The sequence below is a fragment of the Mariniflexile fucanivorans genome (assembly GCF_004341235.1).
Classification (GTDB): Bacteria; Bacteroidota; Bacteroidia; order Flavobacteriales; family Flavobacteriaceae; genus Mariniflexile; species Mariniflexile fucanivorans.
Genome location: NZ_SLUP01000009.1, coordinates 1 through 17,084 on the forward strand (window position 1 = coordinate 1; position 17,084 = coordinate 17,084).

The window sequence follows — 17,084 nt, forward strand, 5'->3', positions numbered from 1 at the left end:
TATTTCAATATATTTTTATTCTAGGGTGAAAATGTAATAGAAGAATATTGTTTAAAAATAAACTGTTTTTCATTTGGTTTTTAACACAGTTCTTGAATAGTGCGTAGTTTGAGTGCGAGGATTTTCCGAAGGAAAATCAGATGCAAGCAAACAAGCACTAACTTTTGACTAAGGAATAAACTTACGCATTATTTTTATACAATGTTGTGCATAGTGTTTTTTTAAGATTCCCACATATTGATGGTCGTTAGAATTTCCCATTGTCCATTTATTTTTTCAAATATCACAAATCCGCCATTTCCACAAAGTCCACCGCAACGAACTCCAAAATAAACCGATGCCAAATTTTTTTCATAATGAATTTTGGAAAGCTCAACAACTTGTCCAATTCCGTATTTTCTATTTATTCTTTTCCAACTATTCTTTCGCCAACCTTTTTTCCCAAAGAAAGATGAAAATTTCTCTGAAGAAATTGGTTGGATAAATAGATTGTTTATGTTTAATAAATCAGTTTTAATTTTAGGATAATTTTTAAAGTCCGATGTCAGGTCAACAATAATTTTTTTTAAAATCTGTTCTTTAAGTAGTCTTTTCAGAAAAACGGTGTCTTTATAAATACTTACAAAACTATAATCCAATTTTGTGACAGAATCGTATTTTGGGTCAAAAATCTCATAGTCCGATTTTTTAAATTGATTCTCATATTTTTCAATTAACAAAATCGAATCTTTCTTTGATGTTTTTCCAAATTCGAGAATGTCGGATAATATTATAGAATACAATTTGTAATCATCTTTTTCGGCTTGGGAAAATGATAATTGTGAAGTAAATAATATTATTAGAAGTAGCTTTCTCACATTATGCACAACGGTTACGTATAAGAATAGTGCGTAGTTTGAGTGCGAGGATTTTCCGAAGGAAAATCAGATGCAAGCAAACAAGCACTAACTCTTGATTTAGAAATAAACTTACGCATTATTTTTATACAATGTTAGGCAACGTTTTTTAAATCCTAATTCCAAGACCAAATTTTAGCTGATTGTAATTCACCCCAATAGTTTCGTTGTTAAAATCTGACTTATTGAAAGTCCGTATAGAATGAAAATATGCTTGAATAAATAGACTATTAGTGAAATCATATTGGACTCCTAATTTTATATTAAAACCTAAATCTTTTTCTTTTCGTGTTTTAATTGTTGGAAATTCATTAGTGCCACTAAGGTATTGATAATCATAATCCAGATAGGTAAATCCTGCTCCTGCAAATGGATGTAGTTTTTCTGCAGAAGGAATAGTCATTTCAGTGAATCCGTCAACATGATAGAAAAAGAAATTCCTATTCAAGTCTTGATTACTAAAACGAAGGTCTCCCTTTAAATAGTCGAAAGTTACAGATGCACCATAGTTGAATAATTCACTCTTGGCAAATCTATAATTAATGCTCGCATCTATAATTCCTGAAAGATTTTCAAATCCGTTAGACATTGCCAAAGGGTAATTGACTTCTAAGCTAAATCTTTTGTTTTGTGAAAATGTTGTTAATGATATAAAAAATAGTAATACTAATGTGTAATTTGTTTTCATTCAATGTTTTGATTAAGGGTTGTTGTTTTTAATGTTGCCTAACGTTTATGTATATGGAAAGTTGCGTGTTTGTGTGCGAGGATTTTCCGAAGGAAAATCATAAGCAAGCAAACAAAGCAACTCACATTGGTAAGGCTAAAAGTAAGCAATTTTCTATATACGGTGTTAGCGCACGTTTACTTTTTTCTTACATTTTTTCATTTTAAAGCGCAAAAATATGCCGTGACTAATTTTTAATTTTCCCGCAACCGTTGCGTTTGCGATATTTAGCGGAGCTTTTTTCTTTTATCCAGGTTCAGATTTGCCGTTTAGAAAGTCAGTCGTTCGCAACCGTTGCGTTTAGATTGGCAAAAGTCCGATTTTTTAAAAGGCAATATTTTAAGGAACGTTTTAAACCACTTTTTGGGATTTTTTTGATTTTAGAGTGCTTTATGAGAATGTGCGCTAACAATGTTATAATAAACATTATGTTTATTATACTGCCAATTTAAGATATATTGAACATATGTTCAATATATCTTTTATATTTTTTTACATGTCTAGCGGATTTATTATTTTTTTAAAAGTGGTGGTTGCAACATGCGTGTAAATTTCGGTGGTCTTGGTAGAACTATGCCCCAATAAAACCTGAATTTGTCTTAAATCTACACCTGCTTCCAGTAAGTGGGTCGCAAAACTATGCCGCAGCATATGCGGTGTTACGGGAATTCTTATTCCTGCTTTTTCGGCTGAGTTTAATACTATTTTACAAATACTTTGACCAGAATACTGCATGCCGTACATGCCCTCAATAATGTATTTTTCTGGTTTATATTGTTTGTAATAGTCTCGTAAATCTTTCAACAAGGAGTGAGAAAGTAACGTATAACGATCCTTATTGCCTTTTGCAGCTTCCACACGTATCAACATTCTTTTGCTGTCAATATCAGTAATCTTTAAATTCACTAACTCATTTCTCCGTATTCCCGATGAATATAAAAGACTAACTATACACTTATGTTTTATGTTATTTGTATGGGCTATAATACTCATAACGTCTTCCTTTGAAAGTACTTTTGGTAATTTCTTTTCTTTTCTGGGCCTTTCAATTTGATAAAACCTATTTGGCATTCCAAGAACCGATTCGTAATAAAATTTGATACTATTAATAGCCGTATTTATATACGAATTCGATTTATCTTCCTGCACTAGTTTTAATATGTAGTTCCTAACATCACCTTCATTAATTGCTATTAACTCTTTAGCTTGGTAATAATTAATAAACGTTTCAAAAGCAGATACATACGATCTTACCGTATTATTGGCATATTTCTTTAATTCTAATTTATCTAAATAATTAGTAGGACAAACCCTGTAATTGGCAGGAAGTTCCCTTTTTCTAAACCATGTAATATCAATAACATCATTATATTCTTTTGTATTGATTTTATCAGAAAAATGATTGCAATTTACCCAAGCAACTTCATTAAATATCTTGAAAATCTCATTAAGGTTTTCTTTGCTATTTAAAATGTAAGCCATGTTAAAAGTATTGCTCCATTTTACATCTGGCAATTGCTTAACAAGGGCATGTATAACCTTATCTGTATTAAATTGTAAACCTATATAGCGCTTTTCTTTAATTAAAAGATGTTTTAACGTAATGCTTCTGCCTTTATACATGTTTTTTTATGCAAACTAATCTAAGTAAATCAATTAATCGTACCTTATGCGGATAAGATGCGTATAAAATACGACTAAATTTAATTTTATGAGAATTTATAAGGAATGTTTGTATTGTGGTAAAGAACTAACGGGAAGAACAGACAAGAAATTTTGTGATCCACAATGTAAAAGCGGGTATCAATACCAAAAAGAAAAACAAAACCCAGAACGCTTTTATAATAAGGTAGACAACCAACTGAAACTGAATAGAAAAATACTTAAGGAATTTAATAAAGGTGGTAAGGTTACCATAAGAACTGAAGTTTTAAAAGAGCTGGGGTTTAATCCCAATTTTTTCACACATTATTGGAAAAATACCAAAGGTGATGTATATCTGTTTGTTTTTGAATACGGATTCCTTAAAAAAACAGAATTAGGAAAAGACAAATATATATTGGTTACTTGGCAAGATTATATGGAAAAAGCATAAAGTTGAAATACTCTTACATATTTTTAAAACGCTTTCAAGAAATTCTATTATTCAATGGGCTTATTTTAAAAATAATAACAGTATTATTTAAAGACGGGCATAAATCAATTATTTTATACTATTTTATATATCTTTGTTTTGTTCGAAAATAATAAGAGAATTTTTTATGTTAAATACTTTTTTTTGAATGGTAGCGTTTAAAATACTGAATAAAACAGCCAAACAAATGCGTTTTATCGATCATTTTTAGTATTTCAAAGATGTTTTAGTGCTGTATTTAGTGTGTTTATTTTGTTCGCTTATTTTTTTTTATACATTTGCCCCAATGATAATACAAAACAAAAAAATAGTTGCCTCAATCTTATTTGTACTAATAAGTTGTGTTTGTGTTGCCCAAGTTGGAGGTGGTCCACCAACGCCAAAGGGAGGGCCCATTCCTGTTGGACTTCCTATTGATGGAGGTGTACTTATTGGTGTTTGTGTAGGCTTATTTTACGGAGCCAAAAAACTTTTGTTTAGTAAAGACAACAGTTGTTAAATAGTATTTCTTAGTTCTAAAAGCCTAGACACATATTTTCCTAAAACATCAAATTCTAAATTTACTACCGTTCCTATTTTAAAAGTGTTAAAATTTGTGTTGTGATACGTGTAGGGTATAATAGCAACACTAAAACTATCTTTTTTAGAGTTTACCACCGTTAAACTAGTGCCATTTATAGTAATAGAGCCTTTTTCAATGGTAATATTATTAAGTGAGGCGTCATAACTAAAAGTAAACTCCCAACTCCCATTAGTTTCTTTAACATCGGTACATACAGCTGTTTGGTCTACATGTCCTTGCACCATATGGCCATCAAGCCTTTCACCCAATTTCATGGCACGTTCCAAATTCACTTGACTTCCAATTTCCAGTAAACCTAAATTGGTTTTATTTAAGGTTTCTTTTATGGCAGTAACCGTATATTCATCGTTATTAACATTAACCACCGTTAAGCAAACCCCGTTATGTGCCATACTTTGGTCTATCTTTAACTCGGGGGTAATACCACTTTTTACAGTGATGTGAAGGTTGTCTTGTTCGCTTTTTAAATTTGAAATGGTTCCAATGGCTTCAATTATTCCAGTAAACATAATATTGTTTGTTTATTTAACTAAATTTGCGATTCCAAATGAATTTCAAAAGAGGTGTTTATTTGGAACAAAAATCAAAATTACAAACAAAAGTTGTCATTCTTAATGAAGAAATCGGAAAATATAGTAGTTGGCATATCAATAGGTGATTTAAATGGCATTGGAGGCGAAATTGTTTTAAAAACATTTGAAGATTCTAGAATGTTGGAATTTTGTACGCCCGTAATTTTTGCTTCGTCAAAAGTCATGAATTTTTTTAAAACACATTTTAATTCAGAAATCAATTTTAATAGTATTAATAATTTAAATCAACTCGTTTTTGGGAAGGTTAATGTGTTTAATTGTTGGAATGAACCCGTAAATATTGAATTTGGTAAAGAAGAGATTAAAATAGGAGAGTACGCCATTAAATCATTGCAGTCTGCAGCAAATGCACTTAAAGAAGGGCATGTAGATGTTTTGGTTACAGCACCTATTAATAAGCATAACATACAATCTGAAGCATTTAAATTTCCGGGTCATACCGATTATTTAGCACAACAGTTAGAAGGTGAAAGTTTAATGTTTATGGTAACCGATTCGCTTAGAGTTGGTTTATTAACCGATCATGTACCTGTAAAAGATATTGTTGAACATCTTTCAGAAACCTTGATAATTAAAAAAATAAATGCCGTTTATAATTCCCTTCTAAAAGATTTTAGTATTGTAAGACCAAAAATTGCGGTTTTAGGCATCAATCCGCATACGGGCGATAATGGCGTAATTGGTAATGAAGACGACACCATTTTGCGTCCAACACTTCAAAAACTAAAAGAAGAAGGTAAATTAGTGTACGGCCCGTATGCTGCCGATAGCTTTTTTGGTTCTAATAATTACAAGAATTTTGATGCTATAGTAGCAACCTATCACGATCAAGGGCTTATTCCCTTTAAAACCTTGTCGTTTGGCCAAGGTGTTAATTTTACCGCAGGCCTAAATAAAATTAGAACATCGCCAGACCATGGAACTGCTTATGAAATTGCAGGAAAAGGAGAAGCCGATGCCAACTCTTTTAAAGAAGCCGTTTTTACAGCACTACAAATATTTAAAAATAGATTTGATTATGAGGAAATTACAGAAAATCCTTTAAAAAAATCAAATAGAAAGATGTAAACAAAAAAATGTTTATAAGTCATGTTGCTTAAATAAAAATTTATATATTTGCAGGCTCAAAATAGATGTGATAATGAAGCCACTGAAAGAGTTTACAATCCCCTTTGTAGGATTAAAGATTGGAAAACATCAATTTGAGTATAAAATAGAGCAAACGTTCTTTGAATATTTTGAGTATGAAGAGTTTAATGATGTAAATGTTGATGTCAATCTTATATTAGATAAAAAGTCAACTTTATTGGAATTAAACTTTAAAATTTCAGGATTTGTAAATGTTAATTGCGATGTAACAAACGAACCTTACAATCAAACCATAGAAAATGAGTTTGATTTAGTGGTGAAATTTGGAGATGAATATAATGACGAGTTTGACGACATACTTATTGTACCTCACGGAACATATGAAGTGAACGTTCAACAATACATTTACGAATTAATTGTGCTATCAGTACCCATTAAGCGCATACATCCAGGAGTTGAAGATGGCACTTTAGATTCTGAAATACTTAAAAAACTAGAAGAATTAAGCCCAAAGCTTAAAGAAGAAAAAGAAACTGAAGAGGATATTGATCCTCGTTGGAATACATTAAAGAAACTATTAACGGATAAATAAACATAAAAAATGGCACATCCTAAGAGAAAAATCTCGAAAACAAGAAGAGATAAAAGAAGAACACATTACAAAGCAACTGCGCCACAGATTGCTACTTGCCCAACAACAGGTGAAGCACACTTGTACCACAGAGCGCACTGGCATGAAGGAAAACTTTATTACAGAGGTCAAGTTTTAATTGACAATTCTGAAGCTGTAGAAAACGTAGCATAATTATTATGCACGCATATAATAAAACGCTCACATGTGAGCGTTTTTTTTTATGATATGCTTTTTCTAAAAGACAAAAACACGTAATTTGCATAATGTTTCGTCAAATTTTAGTAGTTTTCACAAAATATTAAGTGTTTTTGTTCAATTTTAATGATTTTTTGATCAATCTAACTAAAAAGTTATGGGAAAAATCTCAGCAGCTATAACCGCTGTTGGTGCTTATGTGCCAGAATACGTATTAACCAATCAAATTCTTGAAACTTTGGTTGATACTAATGATGAATGGATAACTTCCAGAACGGGGATCAAAGAGCGTAGAATTCTTAAGGAAGAAGGCAAAGGAACTTCTTACCTAGCTATTAAAGCAGCCCAAGACCTTATCGATAAAAAAGGAATTGACCCAAAAACCATAGAACTAGTTATAGTTGCAACGGCAACACCAGATATGAAAGCAGCTTCAACAGCTTCTTTTACAGCTACCGAAATTGGTGCCACCAATGCATTTTCATTTGATATGGATGCTGCTTGTTCAGGTTTTCTTTATGGAATGTCTGTAGCAACTAGTTATATTGAGTCTGGACGTTATAAAAATGTCTTGTTAATTGGAGCCGACAAAATGTCTTCCATTATTAATTATAAAGATAGGGCCACTTGTATTATCTTTGGTGATGGCGCTGGTGCCGTTTTGTTCGAGCCTAATGATGAAGGTTTAGGTTTTCAAGATGAATACCTAAGAAGTGATGGTACGGGTAGAGAGTTTTTACAAGCAACATACGGAGGCTCATCATATGCTTTAACGCCAGAAATTTTGGAGAAAGGTGGTCAATACGCTTTTCAAGAAGGCAAAACAGTATTTAAAAATGCCGTGTTTAATATGGCAGACGCCACTTTTAAAATATTAGAACGTAATAATTTAACAATAGAAGACGTAAATTGGTTAGCGGCACATCAAGCTAACAAACGCATTATCGATGCGATAGCACAACGCATCGAATTAGAAGAAGAAAAAGTGATGATTAATATTCATAAATATGGTAATACAACATCTGCAACGTTACCGTTATTATTAAATGACTATGAATCACAACTTAAAAAAGGAGATAAAGTAATTTTTGCCGCTTTTGGAGGCGGATTCAGTTGGGGCGCCATTTACTTAAAATGGGCGTATAATTCAGTAAACTAACCATTAACTAATTAGTAAAGATTATGGATATTAAAGAAATTCAAAACTTAATCAAGTTTGTTGCCAAATCAGGGGCAAGTGAGGTTAAATTAGAAATGGATGATATTAAAATCACCATTAAAACAGGATCAGATCCGGATGCTACAGCAATACAATATGCACCTGTAGCACCGCAAATGCCACAAATGCAAGCTGCGGCACCATTAGCTGAAGCACAACCTGTAGCTCAAGCTTCTACACCTGCAGCACCTGCAGCAGAAAACTCAAAGTTTATTACCATTAAATCACCAATTATAGGAACTTTCTATAGAAAACCATCACCAGATAAACCTTTATTTGTTGAGGTAGGACAAACCATTGCAGAAGGCGATGTGCTTTGTATTATTGAAGCTATGAAATTATTCAATGAAATTGAATCTGAAGTTTCAGGAAAAATTGTTAAAATATTAGTTGACGATTCTTCACCAGTTGAATTCGATCAACCATTATTTTTGGTAGATCCATCTTAATATAAATCCCAATTTTCAATTTCCAAACTCCAATGATATTTTTTGGAATTTGTTTTTTGATTATTGAAAATTTGAAGAATTTATGTTTAAAAAAGTATTAATAGCCAATAGAGGAGAAATAGCACTGCGTGTTATTAGAACCTGCAAAGAAATGGGCATTAAAACAGTGGCAGTTTACTCGACTGCCGATGCGGAAAGCTTACACGTTAAGTTTGCCGATGAAGCTGTTTGTATAGGTCCGCCATCAAGTGCGCTTTCTTATTTAAAAATGTCTAATATTATATCGGCTGCAGAAATTACAAATGCAGATGCGATACATCCAGGTTACGGATTTTTATCTGAAAACGCCAAATTTTCAAAAATTTGTGAAGAGCACGGAATAAAATTCATAGGTGCTTCTCCAGAAATGATTGATAGAATGGGCGACAAAGCCAATGCAAAATCGACTATGATTGCTGCAGGCGTTCCATGTGTTCCGGGTAGTGAAGGCGTTATTGAAACCTTCGAAGAATGTCAAAAAATAGCTAAAGCTACAGGATATCCAGTAATGCTTAAGGCATCAGCTGGTGGCGGTGGAAAAGGCATGCGAGGTGTTTTTAAACCAGAACAGCTTAAAGACGCTTGGGATTCGGCTCGTCAAGAAAGTAAAGCTGCTTTTGGAAATGACGATATGTACATGGAAAAACTTATTGAAGAACCAAGACATATTGAAATTCAAATTGTGGGCGATTCTACAGGTAGAGCCTGTCATTTATCTGAAAGAGATTGTTCCATTCAACGTCGTCATCAAAAACTAACTGAGGAAACCCCTTCACCATTTATGACCGATGAACTTCGAGAAAAAATGGGAGCCGCCGCTGTAAAAGCCGCAGAATATATTAAGTACGAAGGCGCAGGAACTATCGAATTTTTAGTAGATAAGCACCGCAACTTCTACTTCATGGAGATGAATACCCGTATTCAAGTAGAACATCCAATTACAGAACAAGTTATCGATTTCGATTTAATTCGCGAACAAATTCTTGTCGCTGCTGGCGTGCCAATTTCTGGTAAAAACTATTTGCCGAAATTGCATTCCATAGAGTGCCGTATCAATGCTGAAGATCCGTTTAACGGCTTCCGCCCATCACCAGGAACCATCACAACGTTGCATGCGCCAGGAGGTCACGGCGTTCGTTTAGATACCCATGTGTATGCAGGTTATACCATTCCGCCAAATTACGATTCTATGATTGCCAAGTTAATTACAACAGCGCAAACCAGAGAAGAAGCCATCAATAAAATGAAACGCGCTTTAGATGAATTCGTTATTGAAGGTGTAAAAACAACCATTCCGTTCCACAGACAATTAATGGATCATCCCGATTATTTAGCTGGAAATTATACCACGAAGTTTATGGAAGATTTTGTTATAGAAAAACAAGTTGAAGAATAAATAATGAAGACTCCGAAAGCAATTTTGGAGTTTTTTTTGATATTTTATGGAAAAAACAAAAGGTGGGTTATTCATATACTAAGCTTCCATGACGAAAAATAATAAATTAACATGTTAAATATAATAGTTAAAACCTTTTCAGAATTAAGCCTTCAAGAACTCTACAGCATTTTACAATTACGAAGTGAAGTTTTTGTAGTAGAACAAGATTGTGTTTATCAGGATATTGATGGAAAAGATGAAAAGGCACTACATGTTTTAGGCTTTAAGAACGATAAAATAATAGCTTATACCCGCATTTTTAAACCAGGCGATTATTTGGAATTTGCTTGTATAGGTCGCGTTGTGGTATCTAAAAATGAACGTGCTTTTAAGTATGGTTACGATATTATGAAGGTTTCCATAGAAGCTATTGAAACCCGTTTTAAAGAGCACAAAATTAAAATTTCCGCGCAAGCACATTTAAAATCCTTTTATAATAATTGTGGTTTTAAGGAAATTGGAGAGGAATATTTAGAAGATAATATTCCGCATATTGCTATGATTAAGCAGTAAAACACCATGATTTTATTAAATTCAGCTTTTTGACGGCACTCAGGACAAACTCAGGTTGCTACTTGTTTCACCGTTTTAAAGTAAAATGTCCTTTAATAGTTTCTCCAGTATTTAAAGTAATGGCGTACCAATAATCATTGGATTCCAATAGTTTTCCATTAAAAGTACCGTTCCAGCTTAATGAATTTGCAGGCAGGTATTTTAAAAGCTTTCCGTAACGGTTAAAAATAGCAACGTTTTTAATGGAGTTATTAAAGTCTTCAACCTTCCAAAAATCGTGTATTCCATCGTTGTTGGGTGTAAAATATTTTGGAATGTAATAATCTTCAGTAACAATTAAAACATTAAAGTAGCTTTCATTAGTAGCACAAATTGATGTATTATAAATATAAATAGTTTGCGAATTTGTGATCACATCTCCAGTAAATAAAGGTGTTCCTGTGCCATCGGATTGCGTGAAATAGTTTCCATATATAAGGCTAGGTAATATGTAAGGCGTGTTTGTAATTACATTATTTAAGCTATCTATATTTATAAAATTACTGCATTGATTTTGTACTGTTACATAATTTAAAAACCCAGCAGGTATCCAATTTATTGGAGTGTTTGTAGGGGTATCAACAACCACACAATTTAAATTTATATTGTTGCTAAAATTTACATGGGCGTTATTATTATTTCCGTTTTTTAGGTTCAATCTGCATAATTGGTTACTACTGCAATCTAAACTTGTTAGATTAGAATTTTTAGAAAAATCCAATTCACCAAGCGTGTTATTACTACAATTTACAGTCGATAAAGCGTTGTTAATTTCAGTATTTAAAATGGATAGTTGATTGTTTTCACACGAAAAGAAAACTAAGCTCAAATTTTTAGAAATATCTAGATTTGAAATTGAATTATTTCCACACTCAAAGCGACTTAGTAGTGTGTTTTGAGTAATATCTATACTTGATATTTGGTTGTTTTCGCAAATAAGAACACCCAGATTTGTGTTTTTGGAAACATTTAAAGTTGATAACTGATTGGTGTCGCAAACTAGAGATATTAACTTGGTGTTTTGCGAAACATTTAAGAGCGTTAATTGATTTTTAGCACACCAAAAAATATTTAAATCAATTAGATTTGAAACATCAATTGTTGCTAATTGGTTATCACTACAGAATAATTGTGACAGCTTGGTGTTTTGAGAAATATTTAAATTGCTAAGTAGGTTTTCAGAACAATCCAAAAAGGTTAAATTGATAAAATCTTCAATGCCTGTTAAGTCTGAAATATTTTTTAATGAAACATCTAAATAGGTTACATTATTAATATTGGTGGTTGGCACAAAACCATTTATTGGTCCAGAATCATAGCTTAAATCTATAAGAGCTTGTTCGAAATTAGCATCAGGAATTAAGGTGTTTTGAGTGAAACCAGTGTAACTAGATAGGAATAAAAAAATGTTGAATATGTATGTTTTATTTACCCACATAGGTAATAACAATTTCTACCCGACGGTCAAATTTTGGATCGCCACCCAGCGGAAATTTTCGGCGCATCCCTAAATGGCGCATGCGTTTTTTATCAACACCTTTTTTAGCGAAATAATCATAAATATATTCTGCGCGCGCTTCCGATAGGTTGCGAAGTTTGGTTTTTCTATCAACAGCATCTCTACTATTTTGTGTGCAACATACATGACCTTGAATAGTGAAATAAATATCCTTTCGTTCTACTAAAGCCTTGGCAATAGCTTCCAGTGTTTTTTTAGATTCGGGCATTATTTGGCTATAACCGGTTTTAAACAAAATGGTATCAAAAACTATTTTATCACCTATTTTAAGGTCGCCTTTTAAAAGTTCCTCTGCATCTTTCTTTTTGGGTTCTTCAACTTTTATTTCTTCTTTAACTTCAACAATTTTTGGTGGTTTTGGCTTTACTATAATTTCAACTTTTCGGTTTAAACCTCTAATTTTTATAATATTTTTTTCTTCAACAATTTTTAATAAAATTTCACCTTTTCCATCTACATTGGTTATCAAATCTTCGCTAATTTCATTGTTAGAAAATACGGTTTTAATAGCGTCGGCACGTTGTTGTGATAGTTTTAAGTTATAAGAATCGGCACCAATATCATCACAAAAACCAAAAATGGAAATGGACTCAATGTCAATATCGGCTAAGTTTGAAATAAAAAGCAATAGGCGACTTTCTTCAGTGGATGGAATATCGTATTTGTCAGTATCAAAATAAACTTCATGTGTTAATTCTTTTTGCGAAAAAACAAAAGGTGCATGAAGCGTTATTAATAATAAAACAAGCAGTTTTTTCATAGTAGGACAATAGAACTGACTATAAATATACTATTTTAAATGAATTGCGGTAAAAGCAATGGTGTTTTTAAGTTTAACGACACTTACAATACGTTGTAAAGCATTTGATTATATGTTTTTAACTATCATTATGTTTATGATAATTGTCAGCATTTAAAAAACGTATTCATTTTAATTTTGGAAAAAGGACAAATGGAAATTTTAAAACTTACCGATAAAAATATCAACGACACGCATATTTGTTGTGCCATAAGTGATAAAAAATGTCAAATTGGTTATGAAAAGAAGAAAGAATGGCTAAAAAAGGAATTTAAAAACGGTTATAATTTTCAGAAAGTCGACGTTAGAGGCAAAGTATTTATTGAATATGTTACCATAGAAAACTCTTGGCTACCTTTAATTGGAACTAATTTTATGGTTATAAATTGTTTTTGGGTATCAGGACAGTTTAAAGGTATGGGTAATGGGAAAAAATTATTGGAACAATGTAAGGCAGATTCCAAGGATATGGATGGTATTGTAGCTGTTTCAAGCGATAAAAAAAGACCTTTTATGACCGATCCTAAATTTTTGAAGCATCATGGATTTGAAATCATTGACGAAGCAAAACCTTATTTTAAACTTTGGGGGCTAAAAACAAATCCGAATGCCGAATTTCCAAAATTTATGAAAAGTGCAAAATCTGGTAAATGTGTTAATAATAACGGTATTGTAGCTTTTTATTCAAACACATGTCCATTTACGGAATATTACACAAATGAATTATTGAGAGCATACGCAAAAGATAAAAATATACCAATAGAAATAAACAATATCAAATCGCAAGAAGCGGGTAGAAATATGCCCATTCCATGGATTATTAACAGTGTTTTTTACAAAGGTGAATTAGTAAGTTTAGAAATGAAAGTTGAAAAACATCTAGATAAACTAATTGGATAAAAATAGCTTTATAAACAATCCTTTTTTATTTTAAATACCCATTATAGGTTGTTGGACTAGCAAGTACTTCGGTGGCTTTTTTAATTTCGGCATCGTGTATTTTATAGTACTCGTAAAGCCCTTCACGGTACACATAACGTTTCACAATTTCTTCGGTTATTAGCTGAAGCAAATAGGCTTTATTTTCATCTATAACGCTTAATTTGGATTTGTTTAAATTTGAAATAAGCGCGTTGTAATCTGTTTTAATATTATCATCCAAATCATCATTTTTAGCTGCTTCCAAAACTTTATTTAAGGCTTTTTCGGTTTCAGTTACAAATGAAAAGTTATTCGTTTTTAAATAGTCTTTGAAATTTGAAAAATCGGCATCGGTAAGCTTTAAATTGTTCACCTCTTTCACATTGTGATTGTAATAATAGTTGGTAGCGTAATTAAAAATTAAATCGTTATCAACAATAGCATTAATTATGGTCGAATTTTTTGTAGCAGTAATACTCACATCTGGAAACACGCCACCACCATCAAACACTTTTCTACCGTTTTTGGTTTTAAATTCGTTGTAATTTTCTTGTTTTACTCTTACGGCTTCACCTTTTTCGTTTCTGTGCCAATAATCTAACGCTTGAATACATCTACCTGAAGGCGTATAATAACGCGAAATAGTAATTTTAACCTGCGTTCCATAAACCAGTTCTTTAGGGCGTTGCACCAGGCCTTTACCAAAACTTCTGGAGCCAACTATTACGGCACGATCTAAATCTTGTAACGCACCCGAAACAATTTCACTGGCAGAGGCACTACCTTCATCAATTAAAATAACTAACGGAATTTCAGTATCAATCGGCTCATTTTGAGTGTAATAGGTTTTGTTATATTTTTTAACTTTCGATTTAGTTGTAACAACCAATTGCCCCTTAGGAACAAATAAATTTACAATATTTATGGCTTCATTAAGTAAACCTCCTGGGTTACCACGAACATCTAAAATAATACGTTCGGCACCTTGAGCTTTTAAATCGCGCAGGGCGTAATTAGTTTCAGCAGATGCTTTATCATTAAAACGGCTTAGAACGATATAACCTGTTTTAGCATTAACCATAGAAAAATGAGGTACTGCTTTTATCTCAACTTCAGCACGTTTAATGGTCGCTGTTTGGGTTTTTCCTTGGCGTTTGAAGGTTACTTCTACCGAGGAGTCGGTTGCTCCTTTAAGTAATTCGCCAGCGTCTTCTTTGTATGTTTCAATAAGGGTATTGCCCACTTTTATAATTTCGTCGCCTGCTTTTAAACCCGCTTTATCAGCAGGATAATTTTTGTATGGCTCAACAATTACTAATTTATCTTTTAGGGTTTTTACTTTCGCACCAATGCCCGTATAATCGCCTGTATTGTTTATTCTTGCCGCTTCCACATCTTGCTCGTTCATAAAATTGGTGTACGGATCCAAATCGGCTAACATGCTTTTTATGGCGGTATCCATTAAATCGCCCGGATTGGTTTCATCAACATAATTCATGTTGAGTTCTTTAAAAAGAGTCGTAAAAATTTCAATTTGCTTCGCTATTTCAAAAAAATCGTTTTTGAAAGCTGTAGTTGTTAAAAACAAAACACAAGCTATAACGGGGATTATGATTCTTTTTTTTAGTAAATTCTTCATTGCTAATTAATTTTTTTCTTCGGAAATGTTCTTTGAAAATTTTTCGAAAAGCTGCTTCATTCTGGTTTGCATTTCGGTTAAAGTTGGTTTTTCTTTCCCAATGTACAAAATCATAAACGCATACGATGCTGTTAAATTGTTAAAATGAACTGCTTTATTCAATCTGTAAGATTCTCGCATCAAACGTTTTATACGGTTTCTATCCACGGCCGTTTTAAAATGTCGTTTGCTAACTGAAACGCCCGTTTTCACCAAAACACCATCATCAAAAATGGTTGGTAAATATACCAAACGCAACGGAAAAGCCGAAACCGATTTACCTTCGGTAAACAGTTGTTCAATGAGTTTTTTGCTTTTAAGTTTTTCTTTTTGGTTGAAGGTAAATTTCAAGGTTACTTGTTTTAAAAACTCAAAGATAATGAATAAAAAGAGGTTGTTTGAAAAGTGTTATTTTACGTCATTGCGAGGTACGAAGCAATCTTTAAATTGTTGATAATCAACAAACATATTACTTCACTACGTTCGTAATGACATTTTATTTCGACTTTTCAAACAGCCTCTTTGAACTTTTTTATTGAAATAAAAATCTGTTTTAATCCATTTTTGCTGTTTGGAACTTTGTGTTTCCATAATATTTTTTCCGAAGCCAAAAAGAAACTCTTACTAATAAAATTAAAGCAGGTACTTCTACTAATGGGCCAATAACACCCGTAAAAGCTTGCCCGGAATTAAGCCCAAAAACCGCGATGGCAACTGCTATGGCCAATTCAAAATTATTGCCAGCAGCAGTAAATGCTACGGCTGTGGTTTTATCATAGTCTGCTCCAGCGGCTTTGGTAAAGAAAAAGCCAATAAGAAACATGATGGTGAAATAAATAAGTAGCGGAACCGCAATAATTAAAACATCCATGGGTATTTGAACAATCAATTCGCCTTTTAATGAAAACATGACTACAATAGTGAACAAAAGTGCTATTAACGTCATAGGTGAAATGGTTGGTATAAATGTGTTTGTGTACCAATCTTCACCCTTTAATTTCACTAAAATAACCCGACTTAAAATTCCCATTAAAAACGGAATTCCTAAATAAATAGCAACACTTTCAGCTATCGTAGCAATTGAAATATCCACAATGGCACCTTCAAACCCAAAATACGGTGGAAGAACTGTGATAAAAATCCAAGCATAAAAACTATACGCAAATACTTGAAAAATGCTATTTAATGCCACTAAACCTGCACCATATTCACTGCTTCCTTCAGCTAAATCGTTCCAAACCAAAACCATGGCAATACAACGGGCTAAACCTATTAAAATTAAACCCACCATATATTCTGGATAATCTTTCAGAAAAATAATAGCCAATAAGAACATTAAAACCGGACCAATTATCCAGTTTAAAAGCAATGAAACGCCTACAATTTTTGTGTTTTTAAAAACCTTAGGTAATAGTTTATAATTCACTTTTGCCAACGGTGGATACATCATTAAAATCAACCCTATGGCAATGGGAATATTCGTTGTGCCAGAATTAAATGAATTTATAATATTTGGGAACGACGGTATTAAATAACCTAAACCAACCCCTATTGCCATGGCAATAAAAATCCACAGGGTTAAGTTTTTATCTAAAAAGCTTAATTTTTTTGCTGCCATG

At 32.5% G+C, this 17,084-nt stretch carries 19 protein-coding genes; 10 read left to right on the forward strand and 9 right to left on the reverse strand.

What is annotated here, in order from left to right:
• Positions 1-221 precede the first annotated feature (221 nt).
• The 3 genes from EV196_RS16565 to xerA form a co-directional block, all read right to left on the reverse strand.
• Entirely contained in the window at positions 222-719 is a 498-nt protein-coding gene (locus EV196_RS16565; protein WP_132218896.1) for a hypothetical protein, read from the reverse strand.
• Between the two features lie 286 nt (positions 720-1,005).
• Positions 1,006-1,584 carry an outer membrane protein gene (locus EV196_RS16570; RefSeq protein ID WP_132218897.1) on the reverse strand — a complete coding sequence of 193 codons (579 nt, stop codon included), beginning with the start codon at positions 1,582-1,584 and terminating at the stop codon, positions 1,006-1,008.
• 531 nt (positions 1,585-2,115) lie between these two features.
• Positions 2,116-3,246 (reverse strand): site-specific tyrosine recombinase/integron integrase, encoded by a 1,131-nt coding sequence (gene xerA / locus EV196_RS16575; RefSeq protein ID WP_132218898.1) that lies wholly within the window; start codon positions 3,244-3,246, stop codon positions 2,116-2,118.
• Between the two features lie 88 nt (positions 3,247-3,334).
• On the opposite strand from xerA, the gene EV196_RS16580 reads away from it, so the two are divergent.
• Together EV196_RS16580 and EV196_RS16585 are read left to right on the forward strand one after the other, a co-directional pair.
• The gene (locus EV196_RS16580) at positions 3,335-3,718 is read left to right on the forward strand and encodes a hypothetical protein (RefSeq protein WP_132218899.1); all 384 of its coding nucleotides are present in this window, start codon (positions 3,335-3,337) and stop codon (positions 3,716-3,718) included.
• A 325-nt stretch (positions 3,719-4,043) separates the two neighbouring features.
• Entirely contained in the window at positions 4,044-4,256 is a 213-nt protein-coding gene (locus tag EV196_RS16585; RefSeq protein WP_132218900.1) for a PID-CTERM protein-sorting domain-containing protein, read from the forward strand.
• Here EV196_RS16585 and EV196_RS16590 read toward each other — a convergent pair.
• A complete protein-coding gene (locus EV196_RS16590) occupies positions 4,253-4,849 on the reverse strand; it encodes a riboflavin synthase (RefSeq protein WP_132218901.1) in 597 nt (198 codons plus the stop codon). The genes EV196_RS16585 and EV196_RS16590 overlap by 4 nt on opposite strands.
• A 105-nt stretch (positions 4,850-4,954) precedes the next feature.
• Here EV196_RS16590 and pdxA point away from each other — a divergent pair, with 105 nt between their 5' ends.
• The 7 genes from pdxA to EV196_RS16625 all read left to right on the forward strand — a co-directional run bounded on the left by pdxA (position 4,955) and on the right by EV196_RS16625 (position 10,509).
• Positions 4,955-6,001: a 4-hydroxythreonine-4-phosphate dehydrogenase PdxA gene (gene pdxA, locus EV196_RS16595; RefSeq protein ID WP_132218902.1), complete on the forward strand. Its 1,047-nt coding sequence runs from the start codon at positions 4,955-4,957 to the stop codon at positions 5,999-6,001.
• Positions 6,002-6,074: 73 nt separating this feature from the next.
• Positions 6,075-6,614 (forward strand): YceD family protein, encoded by a 540-nt coding sequence (locus tag EV196_RS16600; RefSeq protein ID WP_132218903.1) that lies wholly within the window; start codon positions 6,075-6,077, stop codon positions 6,612-6,614.
• 9 nt (positions 6,615-6,623) lie between these two features.
• On the forward strand, positions 6,624-6,827 hold the full coding sequence (gene rpmF, locus EV196_RS16605; RefSeq protein WP_069829108.1) for a 50S ribosomal protein L32: 204 nt from the start codon (positions 6,624-6,626) through the stop codon (positions 6,825-6,827).
• A gap of 181 nt (positions 6,828-7,008) precedes the next feature.
• Positions 7,009-8,010, forward strand: coding sequence for a beta-ketoacyl-ACP synthase III (locus tag EV196_RS16610; protein WP_132218904.1), 1,002 nt, complete (start codon positions 7,009-7,011; stop codon positions 8,008-8,010).
• A gap of 23 nt (positions 8,011-8,033) precedes the next feature.
• Complete coding sequence (gene accB / locus EV196_RS16615; protein WP_132218905.1) at positions 8,034-8,519, forward strand: acetyl-CoA carboxylase biotin carboxyl carrier protein; 486 nt, start codon at positions 8,034-8,036, stop codon at positions 8,517-8,519.
• A gap of 82 nt (positions 8,520-8,601) precedes the next feature.
• Positions 8,602-9,954: an acetyl-CoA carboxylase biotin carboxylase subunit gene (accC, locus tag EV196_RS16620; protein WP_132218906.1), complete on the forward strand. Its 1,353-nt coding sequence runs from the start codon at positions 8,602-8,604 to the stop codon at positions 9,952-9,954.
• Positions 9,955-10,065: 111 nt separating this feature from the next.
• Positions 10,066-10,509 carry a GNAT family N-acetyltransferase gene (locus EV196_RS16625; RefSeq protein ID WP_132218907.1) on the forward strand — a complete coding sequence of 148 codons (444 nt, stop codon included), beginning with the start codon at positions 10,066-10,068 and terminating at the stop codon, positions 10,507-10,509.
• A 67-nt stretch (positions 10,510-10,576) separates the two neighbouring features.
• On the opposite strand, the gene EV196_RS16630 is transcribed toward EV196_RS16625, so the two are convergent.
• Positions 10,577-11,986 (reverse strand): T9SS type B sorting domain-containing protein, encoded by a 1,410-nt coding sequence (locus EV196_RS16630; RefSeq protein WP_132218908.1) that lies wholly within the window; start codon positions 11,984-11,986, stop codon positions 10,577-10,579.
• Complete coding sequence (locus EV196_RS16635; protein ID WP_132218909.1) at positions 11,973-12,827, reverse strand: OmpA family protein; 855 nt, start codon at positions 12,825-12,827, stop codon at positions 11,973-11,975. The genes EV196_RS16630 and EV196_RS16635 overlap by 14 nt, the downstream gene beginning before the upstream one ends.
• A 192-nt stretch (positions 12,828-13,019) precedes the next feature.
• On the opposite strand from EV196_RS16635, the gene EV196_RS16640 reads away from it, so the two are divergent.
• On the forward strand, positions 13,020-13,766 hold the full coding sequence (locus EV196_RS16640; RefSeq protein ID WP_132218910.1) for a YoaP domain-containing protein: 747 nt from the start codon (positions 13,020-13,022) through the stop codon (positions 13,764-13,766).
• 25 nt (positions 13,767-13,791) lie between these two features.
• On the opposite strand, the gene EV196_RS16645 is transcribed toward EV196_RS16640, so the two are convergent.
• The 3 genes from EV196_RS16645 to arsB form a co-directional block, all read right to left on the reverse strand.
• Positions 13,792-15,426: a S41 family peptidase gene (locus EV196_RS16645; protein ID WP_132218911.1), complete on the reverse strand. Its 1,635-nt coding sequence runs from the start codon at positions 15,424-15,426 to the stop codon at positions 13,792-13,794.
• Positions 15,427-15,432: 6 nt separating this feature from the next.
• Positions 15,433-15,816, reverse strand: coding sequence for a ribonuclease P protein component (gene rnpA / locus EV196_RS16650; RefSeq protein WP_132218912.1), 384 nt, complete (start codon positions 15,814-15,816; stop codon positions 15,433-15,435).
• A gap of 202 nt (positions 15,817-16,018) precedes the next feature.
• Positions 16,019-17,083: an ACR3 family arsenite efflux transporter gene (gene arsB / locus EV196_RS16655; protein WP_132218913.1), complete on the reverse strand. Its 1,065-nt coding sequence runs from the start codon at positions 17,081-17,083 to the stop codon at positions 16,019-16,021.
• Position 17,084: the final 1 nt, after the last annotated feature.